This is a genomic window from Mammaliicoccus fleurettii (genome assembly GCF_003970575.1).
Lineage (GTDB): Bacteria > Bacillota > Bacilli > Staphylococcales > Staphylococcaceae > Mammaliicoccus > Mammaliicoccus fleurettii.
Genome location: NZ_RXWZ01000031.1, coordinates 1 through 20925 on the forward strand (window position 1 = coordinate 1; position 20925 = coordinate 20925).

18 protein-coding genes and 1 pseudogene are annotated in these 20925 nt (G+C 32.2%); 16 read left to right on the forward strand and 3 right to left on the reverse strand.

The window, feature by feature from the left end:
• Positions 1 to 692: 692 nt before the first annotated feature.
• Both CD129_RS02025 and CD129_RS02030 read right to left on the reverse strand, forming a co-directional pair.
• Positions 693 to 2201, reverse strand: a complete 1509-nt coding sequence (locus CD129_RS02025) for a sodium:solute symporter family protein (protein WP_078357003.1) — start codon at positions 2199 to 2201, stop codon at positions 693 to 695.
• 30 nt (positions 2202 to 2231) lie between these two features.
• Positions 2232 to 3101, reverse strand: a complete 870-nt coding sequence (locus CD129_RS02030) for an N-acetylneuraminate lyase (RefSeq protein WP_078357002.1) — start codon at positions 3099 to 3101, stop codon at positions 2232 to 2234.
• A gap of 152 nt (positions 3102 to 3253) precedes the next feature.
• Here CD129_RS02030 and CD129_RS02035 point away from each other — a divergent pair, with 152 nt between their 5' ends.
• The 5 genes from CD129_RS02035 (at position 3254) to CD129_RS02055 (ending at position 6829) form a co-directional block, all read left to right on the forward strand.
• Positions 3254 to 3937, forward strand: coding sequence for a FadR/GntR family transcriptional regulator (locus tag CD129_RS02035; protein WP_115337165.1), 684 nt, complete (start codon positions 3254 to 3256; stop codon positions 3935 to 3937).
• Entirely contained in the window at positions 3937 to 4575 is a 639-nt protein-coding gene (locus CD129_RS02040) for a FadR/GntR family transcriptional regulator (protein WP_078357000.1), read from the forward strand. The genes CD129_RS02035 and CD129_RS02040 overlap by 1 nt, the downstream gene beginning before the upstream one ends.
• Positions 4576 to 4584: 9 nt before the next feature.
• The gene (locus CD129_RS02045) at positions 4585 to 5445 is read left to right on the forward strand and encodes an ROK family protein (protein WP_115337166.1); all 861 of its coding nucleotides are present in this window, start codon (positions 4585 to 4587) and stop codon (positions 5443 to 5445) included.
• A 71-nt stretch (positions 5446 to 5516) separates the two neighbouring features.
• Positions 5517 to 6068 carry a biotin transporter BioY gene (locus tag CD129_RS02050; RefSeq protein ID WP_115337167.1) on the forward strand — a complete coding sequence of 184 codons (552 nt, stop codon included), beginning with the start codon at positions 5517 to 5519 and terminating at the stop codon, positions 6066 to 6068.
• Between the two features lie 14 nt (positions 6069 to 6082).
• A complete protein-coding gene (locus CD129_RS02055) occupies positions 6083 to 6829 on the forward strand; it encodes a GNAT family N-acetyltransferase (RefSeq protein WP_078356997.1) in 747 nt (248 codons plus the stop codon).
• Between the two features lie 92 nt (positions 6830 to 6921).
• On the opposite strand, the gene fdhD is transcribed toward CD129_RS02055, so the two are convergent.
• A complete protein-coding gene (fdhD, locus tag CD129_RS02060) occupies positions 6922 to 7722 on the reverse strand; it encodes a formate dehydrogenase accessory sulfurtransferase FdhD (RefSeq protein ID WP_107510153.1) in 801 nt (266 codons plus the stop codon).
• Between the two features lie 263 nt (positions 7723 to 7985).
• Here fdhD and modA point away from each other — a divergent pair, with 263 nt between their 5' ends.
• The 11 genes and pseudogenes from modA (at position 7986) to CD129_RS02115 (ending at position 20827) form a co-directional block, all read left to right on the forward strand.
• Complete coding sequence (gene modA, locus CD129_RS02065; protein WP_078356995.1) at positions 7986 to 8753, forward strand: molybdate ABC transporter substrate-binding protein; 768 nt, start codon at positions 7986 to 7988, stop codon at positions 8751 to 8753.
• A gap of 11 nt (positions 8754 to 8764) precedes the next feature.
• Complete coding sequence (gene modB / locus CD129_RS02070; RefSeq protein WP_107509234.1) at positions 8765 to 9433, forward strand: molybdate ABC transporter permease subunit; 669 nt, start codon at positions 8765 to 8767, stop codon at positions 9431 to 9433.
• A gap of 6 nt (positions 9434 to 9439) precedes the next feature.
• Entirely contained in the window at positions 9440 to 10039 is a 600-nt protein-coding gene (locus CD129_RS02075; protein ID WP_107509235.1) for an ATP-binding cassette domain-containing protein, read from the forward strand.
• A gap of 678 nt (positions 10040 to 10717) precedes the next feature.
• Entirely contained in the window at positions 10718 to 14389 is a 3672-nt protein-coding gene (locus CD129_RS02080) for a nitrate reductase subunit alpha (RefSeq protein ID WP_115337168.1), read from the forward strand.
• Positions 14379 to 15935 carry a nitrate reductase subunit beta gene (gene narH, locus CD129_RS02085; RefSeq protein WP_115337169.1) on the forward strand — a complete coding sequence of 519 codons (1557 nt, stop codon included), beginning with the start codon at positions 14379 to 14381 and terminating at the stop codon, positions 15933 to 15935. Before CD129_RS02080 ends, narH begins: the two co-directional genes overlap by 11 nt.
• Entirely contained in the window at positions 15928 to 16503 is a 576-nt protein-coding gene (gene narJ, locus CD129_RS02090) for a nitrate reductase molybdenum cofactor assembly chaperone (RefSeq protein WP_115337170.1), read from the forward strand. Before narH ends, narJ begins: the two co-directional genes overlap by 8 nt.
• Positions 16496 to 17176 carry a respiratory nitrate reductase subunit gamma gene (gene narI, locus CD129_RS02095; protein ID WP_115337171.1) on the forward strand — a complete coding sequence of 227 codons (681 nt, stop codon included), beginning with the start codon at positions 16496 to 16498 and terminating at the stop codon, positions 17174 to 17176. The genes narJ and narI overlap by 8 nt, the downstream gene beginning before the upstream one ends.
• A 32-nt stretch (positions 17177 to 17208) precedes the next feature.
• Positions 17209 to 17652 (forward strand): nitrate respiration regulation accessory nitrate sensor NreA, encoded by a 444-nt coding sequence (nreA, locus tag CD129_RS02100; RefSeq protein WP_078356988.1) that lies wholly within the window; start codon positions 17209 to 17211, stop codon positions 17650 to 17652.
• Complete coding sequence (locus CD129_RS02105; RefSeq protein WP_115337172.1) at positions 17649 to 18683, forward strand: sensor histidine kinase; 1035 nt, start codon at positions 17649 to 17651, stop codon at positions 18681 to 18683. Before nreA ends, CD129_RS02105 begins: the two co-directional genes overlap by 4 nt.
• A 16-nt stretch (positions 18684 to 18699) precedes the next feature.
• The gene (gene nreC, locus CD129_RS02110) at positions 18700 to 19350 is read left to right on the forward strand and encodes a nitrate respiration regulation response regulator NreC (RefSeq protein WP_078356986.1); all 651 of its coding nucleotides are present in this window, start codon (positions 18700 to 18702) and stop codon (positions 19348 to 19350) included.
• Between the two features lie 317 nt (positions 19351 to 19667).
• A pseudogene (locus CD129_RS02115) lies at positions 19668 to 20827 on the forward strand (nitrate/nitrite transporter).
• Positions 20828 to 20925: the final 98 nt, after the last annotated feature.

The following is a 20925-nucleotide window of genomic DNA, read 5'->3' on the forward strand; positions in this document are numbered from 1 at the left end:
TACTTAGAATTACTACTAATTTTTTTAAAATTAGTAGAGATTAACAAAATATATCAGCTAAAAACCAAGCATATATATTTTGTTAATACCATAGAAAAACCAATGGTTGATTACATCTAAAGATATTACACAAAATTATGGACTTGACTGTAAGGGGTAGTGTTAGGGACATAATTCTGAGAAATGTCCGTAAGAGGTACTGTAAGGGACATAATTCCGAGAAATGTCCATAAGAGGTAGTGTCTAAGGAGCAAAATCCAGAATTCTGCTAGTAAGAACTTTCTAAGGAGCAAAATCCAGAATTCTGCTAGTAAGAACTTTCTAAGGAGCACAATTCAGAATTCTGCCAGTAAGAACACTCTAAGAAGCACAATTCAGAATTCTGCTAGTAAGAACTTTCTAAGGAGCAAAATCCAGAATTCTGCTAGTAAGAACTTTCTAAGGAGCACAATTCGGAATTCTGCCAGTAAGAACAATCTAAGGAGCACAATTCGGAATTCTGCCAGTAAGAACAATCTAAGGAGCACAATTCAGAATTCTGCTAGTAAGAACAATCTAAGGAGCACAATTCAGAATTCTGACAGTTAGGGCTTTCTAAGGAACACAATTCAGCTTACTCCCAATATTAGAAAATAACAAAACAGAGAAAATCCTAGGATTTTCTCTGTTTTGTACTATTTATTAATAAAAAATTATTTAGTATCTTTTACATACTGATCGTTTATTGTATAGATTGTTAAACCTACGATATTCTTATTGTGTTTTGAGAATGGTAAGCTTGCTAAATATCCTACGATAAATGCTATGAAGAAACCAATAACTGATACTGTAAATGGTGTGATTTCTGTTTTACCGATAAAGTAAGATACGATTGCTGCTACGATTAAGCCGATAATAACGCCATACGAATTTGCTCTTTTAGTAAAGATACCTACTGCAAACACACCGGCTATCGGTACACCGAATAATCCTGTTACAAGCAAGAATAAGTCCCATGTTTCATTTGTTTCTTGATTGATTAAATATAATGAAGCTATTGTACCAAAAATACCTGCAATGATAATAACGATTCTTGCAAATAATACATCATGTTCAGAGTTATTATTTTTAGAAAAACGTTGCTTTAAATCGACAATGACACACGCTGAAATTGAATTCAAACTTGATGAAATTGTTGATTGTGCTGCTGCAAATATTGCTGCTATTAATAATCCACCAACAAATGGAGGGATTTGTGTAAGTATGAAATATGGTACGATTGCTGATGTGTTAAATCCTTCTGGTAATGTTGATACATTATTATAGAAGGAATACAATACTGTTCCCATTCCATAGAAAATAGGAATTGTTATAAATGCTAATATCCCATTTGTCCATAATGATTTATTTGTTGATGATACTGAACCTGTTGTTTGATAACGTTGAACGATATCTTGACTGGCAGTATATTGATGTAAGTTATTAAATATAGAACCAATGAATATAATTGGAATTGCAGCCGCTGCTGTTCCGAATTTCCAGTTGTCTACAGAAATTAATTTTTTGTCTTGCATCGCTTCTTGAGCTACAGTTGCAAAGTTTCCATCGATTTGAAATGCACCAAGGAAGATAACAGCAACTGCACCACCAATTAAAATAATACCTTGTATAACATCGCTCCAGATAACCCCTTCGATACCACCCAAAAATGTATAGACCATACATAATAACCCTACTAATGCAGCGATTAAATATGGGTTAATATCTGAAACAGATGTAATGGCTAGTGTTGGCAAATAAATAACGATTGCAACACGACCAATGTGAAATAAAGTAAATGCTAATGATCCAATGACACGTAATACTATACCAAATCTTGCTTCTAAATATTCATAAGCTGTTGTAACATCAAGCTTTCTGAAAAATGGAATATAGAAATATATAAGTAAAGGTATGATAGCGATAATAGCTATGTTCCCAGCTGCGTAAGACCAATCCGTATTGAATGCTCTTTCAGGTGTTCCCATATATGTTATAGCACTTAAAGTAGTGGCATATATTGAGAAACCTACAGCCCAAGCAGGGATCCTTCCTTTTGCTTTAAAGAATGATTCTGTATCTTGTCCGGCTCTCTTTGTGAAGTATACGCCGACTAATAATGTTGCTAATAAATAAATGATTAATGCTATCCAGTTTCCAGTACCAAAACCTACTTCATTCATAGTATGACATCCCCTTTGTTCATCAATAAATTATAAGTTGTATTTTGAAACGAGTTCTTTAACTTTTTCTAATGAAGCATCATCTAGAGGTGCTAATGGACGTTTAACAGCTCCAGCTTCAATTCCTTTAGTTGAAAGAACAGCTTTTAATGTTGGATAGATACCTAATGCAAGTACTTGTTCTATAATGTCGTTTGTTTCATGTTGAATTTTGTATGCTTCTTGGATTTTGCCTTCTTTTGCCAAATTAAAAATTTGTCTCGCGCGTTGACCGTTAATATTGTATGTAGATCCAATTGCACCATCAACACCTGAAACAGCTGCTTGGATAAGCATTTCATCAAATCCAGAAAGTATCAGTTTATCAGGGAAAGCTTTTCTAATTCTTTCTAATAAGAAGAAATCAGCTGCAGTGTATTTGATTCCAATAACTTTTTCATTTTCGAATAACTCTTCAAATTGTTGAATGGATAAGTTAACACCTGTTAAAGCAGGTATTGAATAAATAATCATATCGTTTCCAGTAGCTTCAATTATTGCATTGTAATAGTATTTAATTTCTTCAAAGCTAAATGGATAATAGAACGGTGTCACTGCAGATAAAGCATCATAACCAAGTTCAGTTGCATATTTACCTAACTCAATTGATTCATTTAAATCTATTGCACCAACTTGAGCAATAAGTGTTATTTCATTGCCAACTTCATCTTTAACGATTTCAAAGACTTTCTTTTTTTGAGTAGTATTCATTAAGAAATTCTCTCCAGAACTACCATTAACGTATAATCCATCAATTTTTTGTTCTTCAATATTTTGACGGATGATTTGTCTTAAACCAGATTCTAAAATATTTCCCTCTTCATCAAACGGTACTAGTAAAGCAGAATATAATCCTTTCATTTAAAAAACTCCTTTTTATTTATATATTGATAATATTGTCAGACCAATTTATAATCATATTGTAAGCGAATATAATTACGTATGTCAATCGTTTTTATTATTTGTAGAGTTAATTATGATAAAATAAATTATTAAAGAGGAGGTAGTAAATCATGATGAAAAGAACATCGTTAGTTGATGTAGCAGTTGAAAATTTAAAAGAATATATAACTGAACATCAATTTAAAAATGGAGATAAACTGCCTTCAGAGAAAATGCTAATCGAGCAACTTGGTGTTAGTAGAACTGTAGTGAGAGAAGCAATTAGTCGATTGCAACAAAGTGGGCTTATACAAGTTAAGTCAGGAAGTGGAATGTTCATTACTGATAAAAACAACCATTTATCTATGTTGTTTGAATCTCATATGAAAGTACATGGCTTCAAAATAAAAGAATTGTTAGAAGTCCGTAAAATATTAGAGTTAGGTGCGATACGATTAATTATCGAGAATAAAATTCCAATCGATGCAACGAAACTAAGAAATATAAACGAAATTTACTATAATGCACTTGAGCAATCTCAAAAATTAGCTCAATATGATTCTGCCTTTCATGAAACGATTATTTTATTTACTGACAACCAGACTTTAATTACGATGAGTAAAGTAATTAAAGAGTACTTCGATAAAAATCAGTTTAATCAAATTGTTGATAAAGAGGATATTGAAAAGTCTTATAAAGAGCATGGTGAAATTATACAAGCGATAGAATCAAGAGATTTATCTTTAGCACATGCAATTATTAATAGGCATCTGTCTCGAGTTATTGAATGGATAGAAGAATTGGAGCAAAAATGATGAGTAAATTAAATAAAATAGAAGTTCAAAGTTTAAAATCTCAAGTCTTACAAGAAATTAAGCAATATATTTTAGATAAAGGTTTAACTGAAGGAGATCGATTGCCAACAGAAAGGGCATTTACAGAAATGTATGGCGTAAGTCGATCAGTTGTGAGAGAAGCTTTGAGTTATCTTGAACATACAGGTGTAACAGAAACAGTACAAGGAAGGGGAACTTTAATTAAAGCACCAGATGTTTCGAGTTTAGTAGAAGGTTTCTTGTTTAGCTTTCAAGTCGCTAATGGTTCAAAACAAGATTTACTTTCCTTAAGAATTATATTTGAATGTGCTGCTATCGAAGAGATTGTTAAATTAGATAAAGATATAAGTCAGATGAAAGCTATCGTTAAAGAAGAAGTAAAAAATCATTATGAAAACGATAAAGCATTCCATCAATCTATCTTGCATTCAACAGGCAATATATTATTTGAACAACTGAGCTCAGTTATACAATCGTATTTCTATCATATTGAAGAAGAAGGGCAAGATATAGACTATATCAAAACGAGTGAAACACATAAACAAATTGTAGACGCCATCTCAAATAAAGATGTTAAATTGGCGAAAGAGTTGATGACACAACATTTGTCAAAATAGGAGGATACTATGAAAATTGCAATAGATATTGGAGGCACTTTTATAAAAGCTGGAGTTATTGATTCAGAACAAAATTTATATAGCTATCAAAAAGTAAAGACCCCAAATAATAAAGATAGAGGCATTGTTAAAGAGGTTATAAGAATTATCGAAACTTATAAACAAGAGTTCAACTTAAATAATCCTGATGTTGGTATATCTACTGCTGGTGTTGTAGATTCAAAAAAAGGGGAAATCACATATGCTGGCCCGACAATTCCGTACTATAATGGTACTAATTTTAAAAAAGCATTAACAGATATCGCTGGAAATGTTGAGATTAACAATGATGTTTCCAGTGCATTATTAGGTGAGTTAATTGATTACAATACTGATGTCAAATCTATATTTTTATTAACGATAGGTACAGGAATTGGTGGAGCGTATTACGAGGATAAATTATTAGAAGGTAAACAATATAGAGCATGTGAGATCGGGTATTTATTATATGATAAAAATACGGGTAAGACATATGAAGATAGAGGATCAACTACAGCATTGAAAACTTCCATTCAAGAACAATATAAGGAAGTTATTACTGTTGAAAAATTATTTAATAAAGCACACGCAAATGATGAAAAAGCTATGAAAATATTAAAAGAATGGGCGAATCACGTTGCGGAAGGTATTGCTCAAATTCAAATCATGTTTGATCCTGAACTAATTTTAATTGGTGGGGGAATATCTAAACAAGAAGAAAGACTAATTGGATTAATTGAACCGTTTATAGACGATTATCTTCCTGAAAATTATGGTCATGCAATTATTGAAACAACATCTAAAGGTAATGATTCAGCATTGTATGGAGCAGTCTCAACATTTTACAACTAATCGTTAACCTATATTTAAATGAAGTTAACAATGTGGTATAATATCGATATCTAATATTAGGAGTGAAGAAATTGAAGACTAAAGATATCGTTATGATAGCAATGTTTACAGCATTTATTTCAGTATTGGCATTTATACCACCAATACCACTACCATTTATGCCAGTTCCTATTGTATTACAAAATATTGGTATTATTTTGGCAGGTTGTTTACTTGGATATAAAAGAGGTACAACAAGTGTTGTTATATTCTTATTACTTGTTGCTACAGGTCTACCATTGTTATCTGGTGGAAGAGGTGGTTTAGGTGTATTCTTCGGACCATCTGCCGGATATTTATTTGGTTACCCAGTTGTTGCATTTTTAATTGGCTTATTTATAGATTTTAAGTGGAAGAAGTTAACATTTACATATGCATTAACAGTTAATATTATTATCGGGGTAATATTACTAAACTTAATTGGTGGATTTTTCATGGGTGAATTTATGAACATATCAATTTCAAAAAGATACATATTAGCAGCTACATTTCTTCCTGGAGATATTGTTAAAGCAATACTAGCAACTATGTTATTATTTAGTTTAAAGAACATACCGGAAATTAAAAGGTTAAGAAATAATTAACGAGGTGAAATAACATGGTTTCATTTATAGATATAGTAACAGATGGAGATGTATTGAATGAAACAGATCGATATATCCAATATCATACTTTAGATAAGCATATTCAATATGATTCAAATAAAATAGTATACAAACTCATGCCTGATTTGGAAACATTCAAAAAAGATGAACAGATGTTAAAAAAATTACATGATCAACATGAACAACCGTTTCTAAAATTTGTCTTCCCTGAAAATCATAAGATAGATGATTCTTTAGGAGCGTATTTAAAAGAAACAGGTTATGAATATAGTTGGATCGAATTATATATTAATACTGATAAGCAATTTATAAGTAAAAATCATAATGATATTGATGTTGTAACAACTAATGAAGATAATCTTGTTGATTTTTTAAATCTTTCTTATGAGTATGATAAAAAATACGGTACAGATTATGCAAATTTAAAAATTGAAGTCAGTAAAGAACAATTAAATAAAGATAATCCTGTTCAAGTATTAGCATATTATAAAGGTAAACCAGCTGGTACATTACTTATTTGGAATCATGAAACTTATGTAGAGTTAGATAGCTTTGCTGTAAGAGAATCCTATAGAAAGTTAGGTATAGGTACAAAGATGCAAGCTTTTGTTGCAGACTTTGCTAAAGAAAAGCCAATTATATTAGTGGCGGATGGTGAAGATACTGCTAAAGATATGTACGTCAAACAAGGTTATATATATAGTGGTTATCAATATGAAGCGCTTAAAGAATATGAATAAAGACTAGAGGCTGGGACACATGAATTGTCCGAGCCTCTAATCTTTATATTGGGAGTAGATGACAGATTAAAATATGCTTATATTAAGCTTTTTCAATCTTGATTATCTGTATTGATTCTCTCTGAATGACTATAAACATTAAAGCTATCATCTCTAATAAAACCTACTGCTGTTATATTTAAGTCCTCTGCTAAGTTAATTGCTAAACTAGTAGGAGCTGATTTTGATAAAATAATACCTACACCAATTTTTGCTGCTTTAATTAATATTTCCGAGGAAATACGACCACTAAATATAAGTACTTTATTTCGTATAGGAATATCATGTTCTATACAATAACCGAATAACTTATCAAGGGCATTATGTCTACCGATATCAGAACGGTGTTCATAAAAATAATGTCCATCACTTATAGCTGCATTGTGCAATCCACCGGTTTCTTTGAATATCTTGCTTTCTGTATGTAGCTTATCCATCATGTTTATAACTTGTTCAGGACTAATGGTTAAGTTTGATTGAGATACTTTAGCAGTTACGGCATCGTTATTAAAATAAAACGCTCTACTTTTACCACAACAAGAGGAAATCATTCGTTGTGTATACTTTTTATTATCAGGATTGATTTCTTTAGTTAGTTCTACGTGGGCAAAGCCTTTAGAATCATCTATTAAGATCTGTTTAATTTCATCTTTTTTTATGATGACACCTTCTGATGCAATAAATCCAATAACGAGTTCTCTTAAATTATTTGGTGAACAAATAATAGTAGCAAACTCTTCGCCATTAATCATGATTGTGAGAGGGAATTCACTTACGTAACAATCTGTTGTATCTATAAATTTATTGTTTTTAAATTTTAAAATTGGTTGATTATAAGTCATATTATTTTTCATATATATTCCCCATTTATATATTTCTCGATAAGTTAATATTACTTATAAATGGTTGATAGTTAAAGAAAAAGAACTTTTAGCAAATTTTTATATAATAACAAAGTAAGGGAGTGTCCTTAAAGATCAATGAGAAATGCCTATTTATAAAAATTAAGATAGATTTTAAGGAGTATTTGTGAAAAAATATACACAAGGGTTTCATAAACATATTGAAAGGTGTAAATTAAGCTTATACATTCTTTACTATAGAGAGGAACAAAATAATGAAAAGATTATTAATGTTAGTAATAGCTTTATTATTAGTATTAGCTGGCTGTAACACAGAGTCTAATCAAGATAAAGTTAAAAAGGAATCTGAAAGTAAGACATTAACTGTGTCAGCTGCAGCAAGTTTAACTGATGTAACGAAAGCACTGGAAAAAGAATTTTACAAAAAACATCCTAATACAAATATCAAATTTAACTATGGTGGTTCAGGTAGTTTACGTAAACAAGTAGAAGCTGGAGCAGATGTAGACGTTATGATGTCTGCCAATACTTCAGATATTGATAAACTACAAGATGAAAATAAAGTTTCTAAGGTTTATGATTATGCTAAAAACAAACTCATTATCATAAAATATAAGAATTCTACTGTTAAAGAATTAAGAGACGTTAGCTCACCAGATAAAGTAGCTATCGGAGAAGCGAAAAGTGTACCAGCAGGTCGTTATGCGATAGATTATATGAAAAAAGAAGATTTATATGAAGGTATGACAAGTACTTTTGTATTTGCAAAAGATGTAAAACAAGTATTGAATTACGTCCAAAAAGAAAATGCTGAAGCTGGATTTGTATATGCTACTGATATGTATAAAGGAAAAGATAAAAAAGTAGATAATGTAGTTAAGTTAGCAGATGCACCATTAGATGAACCAATTATATATAGAGCAGGACTTGTTACAGATAAGAAAGAAGCAAAAGCATGGTTTGAATTTTTAAAATCTAAAGAAGCAAAAGAAATATTTAAAGCATATCACTTTGAAGGTTAGGGGATAAGACTATGCCAGATTTAACGCCATTATGGATATCGATAAAAGTAACATTAATAAGTACAATCATCGTATGTATCTTAGGTATAATTCTGGCTAAATTGATGTTCAACTATAAAGGTAAATTAAAACCAATTATTGAAAGTGTAATTATGCTACCAATTGTCTTACCTCCAACTGTTATGGGATTTGTTTTATTAATTGTATTTTCTAAAAATAAGATTTTTGGACAGTTTTTAGATGATGTGTTTCAGATTAATGTCATTTTTACATGGGTTGGTGCAGTAATTGCAGCAGTGATCGTAAGTTTACCTTTAATGTATCAACATGTTATAAATGGCTTTCAATCAATTAATCCGAAAATGCTCAACTCAGCAAGAACAATGGGAGCGAGTGAAGGTAAAATATTTAGAACAATTATCTTACCTTTATCAAAACGGTCTATCTTCTCAGGAATTGTAATGAGCTTTGCTAGAGGATTAGGAGAATTTGGTGCAACACTTATGGTGGCAGGTTACATACCAGGATTAACCAACACACTTCCTTTAGAAATATATTTCTTAGTACAAGCTGGTGAAGAACATAAAGCTTGGTTATGGGTTATTGTACTCATAGCATTTGCGGTATGCGTAATCAGTTCACTCAATTTATTAAATCAAAAGAGTCATAAGTGGGAGTAGGTATTTATGATTAAAATTTTTATAAAAAAGCTAATTAAAAATAGAACAATCACATTAAATATCCAATCTACAGAACCTAAAATTTATGCCATAGTAGGGAAATCAGGTATAGGTAAATCTACGTTATTAAACATTATTGCTGGTTTAGAAGAAGCGGAAGAATATAATATTGAAATTCAAAAAGAAAAATTAAGTTTCCAACAACATCTTATAAAAGTTCAAGATAGAAAAATTGGATATTTATTTCAAGATTATCAACTATTTCCCCATATGACCGTACAAGAAAATATACATTATATGAAGTCGCCAAATAAAGAAACAGAGCAGTTAATCAATCATTTACGTATAGCAAATTGCTTAAACCAATATCCATCAACGTTGTCAGGTGGAGAATCACAAAGAGTTGCATTATGTAGAGTGCTCAGCGTAAAGCCAAACTTACTTTTATTAGACGAGCCATTTTCAAGTTTAGACGATGAAACTAAAGAAGAAGGTATGGAACTTATAAAATATATATTTAAAACATGGCAAATTCCAATTATACTTGTGTCTCATTCAAAAAAAGAAGTTCAAACTCTAGCAGATGAAGTAATTGAAATAAAATAGTATAGATCAGTATATATCTAATAAAGCAAATCCCCCAATCCGAAACGATATTTCGGGTTGGGGGTTTTTATTTTTGAATATAAATAGTGTTCCTAAGACTGCGCTAACTGGCAAAATTCTGAATAGTGCTCCTTAGAAAGTTCTAACTGGCAGAATTTCGAATAGTGCTCCTAAGACTGCGCTAACTGGCAAAATTCTGAATAGTGCTCCTTAGGAAGTTCTAACTAGCAAAATTCCGAATAGTGCTCCTTAGACTGAGCTAACTGGCAAAATTCTGAATAATGCTCCTTAGAAAGTTCTAACTGGCAGAATTCCGAATAGTGCTCCTTAGAAAGATCTAACTGGCAGAATTCTGAATAGTGCTCCTTAGCGACAGCACCTCTTACGGACAATACTCGTAATTATGTCCTTAACAATACCTCTTAGGGACAATACTCGTAATTGTGTCCCTAACACTACCTCTTAGGGACATTACTCAGAATTATGTCCCTAACAACACCTCTTAAGAAAAATAACTCTTCTATCATATAGATTACTTTTACATACTTTACAAAATGTCATAACTAACACAATAGGGATTTCGTAACAATGTATAGGTAATCCCCTAATATAAAAAGTTTGTGAAAAAAATTACAATTTAAGTAGTTTATAAAGGGCAAATATTAGGAGGTACTATCTATGTCTAAGTTAGGTTTGAAATTCTTTAAGCCAACAGAGAAATTTAATGGTAACTGGTCGATTTTAGAAGAGAAAAGTAGAGAATGGGAAAAGATGTATAGGGAACGTTGGAGTCATGACAAAGTGGTCAGAACTACTCATGGTGTTAACTGTACGGGTTCGTGTTCATGGAAAGTTTTTGTGAAAAATGGTGTTATAACTTGGGAAAACCAACAGATTGATTATCCATCTTGTGGACCTGATATGCCAGAGTTCGAACCTAGGGGATGTCCTCGTGGTGCTTCTTTTTCATGGTATGAATATAGTCCATTACGTGTGAAATTTCCTTATGTTAGGGGAAAACTATGGAAATTATGGAAAGCTGCTTTAAGTGAATATGGTGATCCTGTCGTTGCTTGGTCATCTATTGTAGAAGATGAAACTAAAGCTGAAATGTATAAAAGTGCTAGAGGTAAAGGTGGACACGTAAGAGTTAATTGGAGAGATGTCACACAACTTATTGCTGCACAACTTATATATACTATTAAAAAGTTTGGGCCAGATAGAATTGCTGGATTTACACCTATACCTGCAATGTCTATGATTAGCTATGCCTCTGGTGCACGTTTTATCTCTTTATTGGGTGGAGAAATGTTGAGCTTTTATGATTGGTATGCAGATTTACCTCCAGCCTCTCCACAAATTTGGGGTGAACAGACAGATGTACCTGAATCAAGTGATTGGTATAACGCTGGATATATTATTATGTGGGGTTCAAATGTTCCTTTAACAAGAACACCTGATGCGCATTTTATGACTGAAGTACGTTATAAAGGTACGAAAGTTGTTTCAGTAGCACCAGATTATGCGGAAAATGTGAAATTTGCTGATAATTGGTTAGCACCAAATCCTGGTACTGATGCAGCATTGGCTCAAGCTATGACACACGTAATACTTCAAGAATATTACGAAGATAATAAAGAAGAAATGTTTATAAATTATTCTAAACAATATACAGATATGCCATTTGTTATTCAATTAGAAAAACATGGTGATGGTTATAAAGCAGGTAGATTTTTAAGATCAAGTGATATTGGTATGGAAACAGAACATGCTGAATGGAAACCTGTTGTTTATGATGCAAATACAGAGAAACTTGTGATACCTAATGGAACTATGGGTCAACGTTATGAAGAAGGTGCTAAGTGGAATCTAAATTTAGAAAATGAAGATGGCACATTTATTGATCCAGCTCTAACGTTAAAAGATTATAATTCAAAAATTATGACTGTACAATTCCCATATTTTGATAACTCAGGAAATGGTATTTTTGAAAGACCTATTTTAGCTAAAGAAATTGAAAATCAACATGGAGAAAAAATTTATATAGCGACTATATATGATTTAATGACAAGTCAATATGGTATCAAAAGATTTGATCATCCACTTGAAGCGTCAAGTTATGAAGATGAAAATTCAATGTATTCTCCTAAATGGCAAGAAAAAATAACAGGAGTTAAATCATCAGTTGTTACACAAGTTGCTAGAGAATTTGCTCAAAATGCAATTGATACTAATGGACGCTCGATGATTATTATGGGTGCTGGAATAAATCATTGGTTTAACTCTGATACAATATACCGTTCGATTTTAAATCTTGTGATGTTATGCGGATGTCAAGGAGTAAACGGCGGCGGATGGGCACACTATGTTGGCCAAGAAAAATGTAGACCTATTGAAGGTTGGTCAACGATTGCTTTTGCAAAAGACTGGCAAGGTCCTCCTAGATTACAGAATGCAACCAGCTGGTTCTATTTTGCTACTGATCAATGGAAATATGAAGAATCAGGTGTAGATAAATTACAATCACCTTTATCTAACGAACTCAAACATCAACATCCTGCTGATTACAATGTATTGGCTGCAAGATTAGGGTGGTTGCCTTCATATCCACAATTTGATTGTAATAGTTTATTGTTTGGTGAAGAAGCAAAAGAATCAGGAGATGATTCAAACGAAACAATCATTAAAAATGCTGTAGATTCAGTGAAAAATAAAAAGACTAAGTTTGCTATAGAAGATCCAGATGCTAAACAAAATCATCCTAAGACATTATTCGTTTGGCGCTCAAATTTAATTTCAAGTTCTGCTAAGGGACAAGAATATTTTATGAAACATTTATTAGGAGCTAAATCAGGTTTGTTAGCAAATCCTAATGAAACAGAAAAGCCAGAAGAAATTATTTGGAGAGAAGAAACAAACGGTAAGTTAGACTTATTAGTCGCTATAGACTTCAGAATGACGTCTACACCTTTATATGCAGATATCGTTTTACCTGCTGCAACATGGTATGAAAAGCATGATATCTCATCAACAGATATGCATCCATTTATTCATCCATTTAATCCAGCAGTAGATCCATTATGGGAATCTAAGACGGATTGGGATATCTTTAAAACATTGTCTAAATCCGTTTCAGAATTATCTAAGACGCATATGAAAGGCACATTTAAAGATGTTGTTACAACACCTTTAGCACACGATTCTAAACAAGAGATTTCAACGCCATACGGTATTGTAAAAGACTGGTCAAAAGGTGAAATAGAACCGATACCAGGCAAAACGATGCCAGGATTTGCAGTAGTAGAAAGAGACTATACAGCAATTTATGATAAGTACGTTTCAGTGGGACCATTATTAGAAAAAGGAAAAATAGATGCTCATGGCGTAAGCTTTTCAGTTAAAGAACAATATGATGAATTAAAAATTATGTTAGATACGTGGGAAGATGACACAGTTAAGAATGGTTTACCAAGAATGGATACAGCAAGAAAAGTAGCAGATGTTATATTAAACGTTTCATCAGCTTCGAATGGTAAAGTATCGCAAAAATCATATGATGACTTGGAAGAACAAACTGGTATGCCTTTAAAAGATATTTCAGCAGAACGAGCTTCTGAAAAAATCACATTCCAAAATATTACGGCTCAACCAAGAGAAGTTATACCAACAGCAGTCTTTCCGGGGTCTAATAAACTAGGCAGAAGATATTCTCCTTTTACAACTAATATTGAACGATATGTACCATTTAGAACATTAACTGGTAGACAAAGTTACTATATTGATCACGAAGTATTTTTACAGTTTGGTGAGAACTTACCAGTTTATAAACCGACATTACCGCCAATGGTATTCGGAACGAAAGACAAACAAATAAAAGGTGGCGTGGATACACTTGTATTAAGATACTTAACACCTCACGGGAAGTGGAATATACATTCAACTTATCAAGATAACTTGCATATGTTGACATTATTTAGAGGTGGTCCAACAGTTTGGATTTCTAAAGAAGACGCAATAGCAAATGACATTAATGATAATGATTGGCTTGAAGTATATAACAGAAATGGTGTTGTAACAGCAAGAGCAGTTGTATCACATAGAATGCCTAGAGGAACAATGTTTATGTATCATGCACAAGACAAACATATTGAAACACCAGGTTCAGAAATAACTGATACTCGTGGTGGATCACATAATGCACCAACCCGCATACATTTAAAACCAACGCAATTAGTCGGTGGTTACGCTCAAATTAGTTACGGTTTTAATTACTATGGTCCTATCGGTAACCAAAGAGATGTATATGTTGCAGTTAGAAAAATGAAGGAGGTAGATTGGCTTGAAGATTAAAGCTCAAGTAGCTATGGTTATGAATTTAGATAAATGTATAGGGTGTCATACATGTAGTGTAACGTGTAAAAGTACATGGACGAACAGACCTGGTGCTGAATATATTTGGTTTAATAATGTTGAAACGAAACCGGGAATAGGTTATCCAAAAAGATGGGAAGACCAAGAAACATATAAAGGCGGTTGGACGCTTAATAAAAAAGGGAAATTAGAATTAAAATCAGGTAGCAAATTGTCTAAAATGGCACTTGGTAAAATATTTTATAACCCAGATATGCCAGAAATGAAAGATTATTACGAACCTTGGACATACAATTATAATCATTTAACAACAGCTAAAGAAAGTAAACTTTCACCAGTTGCAAAAGCAGAATCAGTTATTTCAGGTAAAAAATTAGATATTAAATGGGGTCCTAACTGGGAAGATGATTTAGCAGGTGGACATGTAACTGGCCCTACTGATCCTAACATTCAAAAAATAGAAGAAGAAATTAAATTTAATTTTGATCAAACTTTTATGATGTATTTACCTAGATTATGTGAACACTGTTTAAATCCGAGTTGTGTTGCATCATGTCCTTCAGGCGCAATGTATAAAAGAGATGAAGATGGAATTGTATTGGTAGACCAAGATGCATGTCGAGGTTGGAGACATTGTATGACAGGCTGTCCATATAAAAAAGTGTATTTTAATTGGAAGACAAATAAAGCTGAAAAATGTACATTCTGTTTCCCTAGAGTTGAAGCTGGCTTACCAACTGTATGTTCTGAAACTTGTACTGGACGTATGCGTTATTTAGGTGTGCTACTTTATGATGCAGATAAAGTTCAAGAAGCGGCTTCAGCTGAGAATGAACAAGATTTATATCAAAACCAACTTGATTTATTTTTAGATCCATATGATGAAGATATTATACAACAAGCTGAAAAAGATGGCATATCTCAAGATTGGATTGAAGCGGCTCAAAATTCACCAGTATATAAATTAGCTATTGAATATAAATTAGCGTTTCCTTTACATCCAGAATATAGAACGTTGCCAATGGTTTGGTATTGCCCACCATTAAGTCCTATTATGAATTACTTTGAAGGTAAAGATTCTATTAGAAATCCAGATATGATCTTCCCTGCAATTGAAGAAATGAGATTGCCAGTTCAGTATTTAGCTAATATGTTAACTGCTGGAGATACGAAAACAGTTAAAAATGCATTGCAAAAAATGGCAATGATGCGTAGCTATATGAGAGCTAAATCAAGTGGTAAAGAATTCGATACTTCTAGATTAAGTCGTGTTGGCCTATCAGAAAGACAAACGAATGATATGTATCGATTGCTTGCTATTGCGAAACATGAAGACCGTTTCGTAGTTCCGACTTCTCATAAAGAGGGATACATGGATACGTATAGAGCGCAAGGAAGTCAAGGGTATGGAGACGAAATGTTCGGTTCTAATTGTGATGGTTGTGGTGTTCAGAGCTTACCAGAAAATAAATCTGGACAAGAGATTTATAACGAAAACTTCTATGGAGGGATTTTCCGTGATTAATTTAAATGCCTTATATCAATTAAAAGAAAGCTTTGGATTCTTCAGTAATCAATTAACTTATCCAGAAAAATTAGATTTCCATCCTAAAGCATTTAAAAAAGCATTTAATGAACAACATCCAGGATATGAAGAAGTTCAACAATATTGGACAAACATGCACGATATATCGTTAGATGATATTCAAGAAGTGTATACAAGAACTTTTGATTTTGAAAAGAAGACAACTTTATATATGACATATAATAAATTAACTGAACAAAAAGAAAGAGGTCAAATGTTAGCAAGATTGAAAGTTTTGTATGAAATGTTTGGTTTAGAAATGCCTAAAAGTGAACTGTCAGACTTTTTACCTCTTATGCTGGAGTTTTTATATGCTGCAGAATGGAGAGGTGACAGTAGAGCACAAGAAAGTTTAACACTTGTAGTGATGGTAATAGAGGATGGTACTTTTGAATTATTAAAAGCATTAGGAGAACAAAATAGTCCATATTTCCACCTTATAAAAGCATTACGAGAAACTTTAAAATCATGTCTGGTAGAACAAGAGAAGGTGACGAATTGTGATTAATCAATTTATATGGGTTATATTTCCTTATTTATGTGTTGCGATATTTATTGTAGGTCATATCTTTAGGTTTAAATATGATCAATTTTCTTGGACAGCAAAATCAAGTGAATTTATAGAGAAAAAACATTTAATGTGGGGAAGTATTCTGTTTCATCTAGGTATCATTCCTGTAATTTGTGGTCATATTGTTGGATTGGGTATACCTGCTGAATGGTTAAATGCTATTGGTGTAAGTGACCATATGTATCATATTGGTGCAGTATATATCGGAAGTTTATTCGGAATTGCGACTTTAATTGGAATGTTTTTGTTAACTTCTAGAAGAATAACAAAAGATAATGTAAGAAGGTTAAGCTCAGCATCAGATATTATTGTAAATATATTATTGTTAGTAATCGTAGTGATGGGCTGTGTTGCAACACTATGGACAAATGCAACAACGCCTGAATTTGATTACAGACAAACGATATCAGTATGGTTTAGAGGATTATTAATTTTTAATCCTGATGCTTCATTAATGACAAATGTACCGTTGACATTTAAAGCGCATATTATTTTAGGTTTATTAATTACAAGTATTTGGCCATTCACTAGATTGGTACATGTTTGGAGTGTGCCTATAAATTACTTTGGTAGAAGCTATATTATTTACAGAAAACATAAAACGAATTAAAATATACTTAAAATGGATTGAGGTGTGATAATATGTCTAATGATTTTAATTTTCAGGAACAACTTAATCAAATTCGTAATACGTATGATTTTGATTTTGTAGGATTAGCCATGTCTTCAGAACAGTCTGCGCTATGTCACATAAAGTGGCAATATGTGTCTGGAAATCTGAATCATAGATATAAAAACATCGAATTAAGAACGGGCAGAGGCATAGCGGGAATAGTAATGAAAAGTGGGAAACCAATCATTATTAATAATATAGAAGAAAGTCCATATAACGATCAATTGTTCAACTATCCAATAATTCAAAGTGAACAACTCACAGCACTTATAGCCATGCCTTTATGGAAACACAATAGAGTTTGTGGTGTCCTCTTATCTGGGCAACGAGACAACAAACCATTACCTGAAATTGATATTGACCAGTTCACACGTTTTGGACCATTTTATGGAAAGGATATGATTAATTCATGAGTTCACAAGATTCATCCATCTTGACGAATATATTAAAACAGTACTACGAGAAAACGAGCGAGATGATCGTGTTTTTAAATAGTAATGGCCAAATTATAAATATGAATCAAGCTGCTAGAAGAGTGATCTCAAAAGATAATCAACCATCGTTAGCGCATGCGATATGTAGTCGTTGTGAAGGTTATTCTAATGAGTATGCGCTTCAATCATGTAAAGATTGTTTTTTAGAATCTTCAAAAATTGGTAACACGAGTTTCCAAGTATTTATGCAAACAAATAGCGGCACAGTTGAACCATTTACAGCAACTTACCAAACAATTAGCCAAGAAGATGATGTTAAAGTTTATACTTTACAAAATGTGTCACCACAAATTGAGAGACAACAAAAACTTCATCAACAAACAATGATGCAAAAAACAATTTCAGCACAAGAAAATGAACGTAAACGTATTTCAAGAGAATTACACGATGGAGTTGTCCAAGAATTATTAAATGTTAGTGTTGAATTAAGATTACTCAAGTATCAAGATGACATTGACCAATTAAAGTTACAGTCACAACAAATTGAAAGTTTAATGTCTAGATTGATTGATGACATTCGAAATTTATCATTAGAATTAAGACCATCGTCTCTAGATGATTTAGGCTTAAATGCAGCATTTAAATCATACTTTAAACAGCTTGTGAAAAATTTTGGATTTTCGGTTCTTTATCATTATGATTCATCAATTAAACGCTTTAATCCAGAAATAGAGACTGTCGTTTATAGAATTGTGCAAGAAGCCGTATTTAATTCATTAAAATATGCTAATGTAGATAGTGTGGATGTCCATATGACATGTGATGGTCAAATGATTGAAGTTGAAATTGCAGATCAAGGCAATGGCTTTGTATTGGGTAGTGAGCCAAAAGGTTCAGGACTTGGTATTTATGGCATGAAAGAACGTGCTGAAATTGTTGGTGGTAAAATTAATATCGAAAGTAAACTGGGAAAAGGCACGAATGTAAAATTAAATGTGCCAATAGGATAACAGTGGGGGAAGAAACATGAAACTCGTAATTGCAGACGATCATGCAGTAGTGAGAACTGGTTTTTCAATGATATTAAATTATCAAGAAGATATGGAAGTAGTAGCTACAGCTGCTGACGGGATAGAAGCATATCAAATGGTGGCAAAACATGAACCAGACGTCCTAATAATGGATTTGAGCATGCCTCCAGGAGAATCAGGTCTAATAGCGACAGGAAAGATTTCGGATGATTTTAAAAATACAAAAATATTAATATTAACGATGTTTGATGATGAAGAATATTTATTCCATGTTCTAAGAAGTGGTGCAAAAGGCTATATATTAAAAAATGCGCCAGATGAAGAATTAATAAATGCAGTCAGAACAATTCATAGAGGAAACATGTATATAGATTCAAAAGTTACAAGTTCATTAGTAAATGAATTAGTTAATCCTAAACAAGATGGCGTGCATCATTCTGATCCATTTAAAATATTATCTCAAAGAGAATTAGAGATCCTTCCTTTAATTGCAAAAGGATTTGGAAATAAAGAAATTGCTGAAAAACTATTTGTTTCAGTCAAAACGATAGAAGCACACAAAGCACGCATTATGGACAAACTAGATTTAAAATCTCGTCCTGAACTCGTTGAATATGCTATGAAGAAAAAATTATTAGACTTTTAAAAAGTATTGAATAAGCCAGACAACTAACGATTTAATATCGTCATAGTCGTCTGGCTTTTTTTATTAATAAATTATGTAGTTTTATAATTAACAAATCTAGACAAAATTGCAGATAAGCACGCAGGCCATATAATATAAACTCAAAAGAAGTTATGAATTTAACCTTGCTTAAATTACGAAATTTACCTCATTTGTAATATAGGGATTTTACTTATTTTTCTAAGGGTATATCCTTATGTGCATCTTTTCACAAATAGCCTACAATTAGCATGAAATGAACGTTAATAAAGTTCAAATGAAAAAAAGGGTGAAAAGAGATGAGAAACAACATAGGCAAAGTTCAGTTACCGCTTCAAACTTTGAGTTTAATGGCAGGTTTTATGGTTTGGAGTATATTAGCACATTAATGCCTTACATTACGCAAGACATTAATGTGCAAGAAGGACAAAAAGCAATTATTTTAGCGATACCAGTTATATTAGGTTCCTTTTTGAGAATACCAATTGGATACTATACAAATTTATTAGGTTCTAGACTAGTCTTTTTAATCAGTTTTGTTATTTTATTATTTCCAGTATTTTATTTGAGTCAAGCGCAATCAACAGCTGGTTTAATGGTGGCTGGTTTCTTCATCGGTCTTGGTGGAGCAGTATTTTCAGTTGGTGTAACTTCTATTCCTAAATATTATCCTAAAGAAAAACATGGTTTTGCGAATGGTATATATGGAATGGGGAATTTAGGAACAGCTGTTTCTTCATTTTTAGCACCACCTATTGCTGGTACGATAGGTTGGCAACATACTGTGCAATTATATTTAATCATTATGGCTCTATTTGCAGTGTTAATGTTTATTTTTGGTGATAAAGATGAACCTAAAGTTAAAATACCAATGGTGTCACAAACTAAACAAGTTATAAATAATTATAAGCTTCATTACTTTAGTTTCTGGTACTTTATCACTTTTGGTTCGTTTGTAGCATTTGGATTATTTTTACCAAACTTTTTAGTTGATCATTTTGAAATAGATAAAGTAGACGCAGGTATTAGAACAGGTGTATTCATAGCTATAGCAACTTTATTAAGACCAATAGGGGGAATGTTAGGCGATAAATTTAACGCTTTAAATGTTCTTAAAATTTTCTTCATTGGAATGATCTCAGGAGCTTTAATACTTTCGATAGCACATAATATTTTACTATTTACGATTGGATGTTTAACTATCAGTATTTGTGCCGGTATTGGAAATGGTTTGATTTTCAAACTTGTACCTACATATTTCAATAAAGAAGCAGGCGTTGTTAATGGTGTCGTATCTATGATGGGAGGGCTTGGTGGATTCTTCCCGCCTTTAATCATTTCGTTCGTTACAAGCTTTATGGGTTCAAATCATTTAGCATTTTTCTTGTTAGCTTTAACTGGAATAATTGCACTTATCTCAATGATGTATATGACAAAAATAGAAAAAAGGATATTATAATAGTATAACCTGCTCTTTTAAGTAAGAGTAGGTTCTCTATTAATTGAGGATAAAGTGCTTTCATTCTATAATAGAGTTAAAGAGATTCGTGAAAGGTT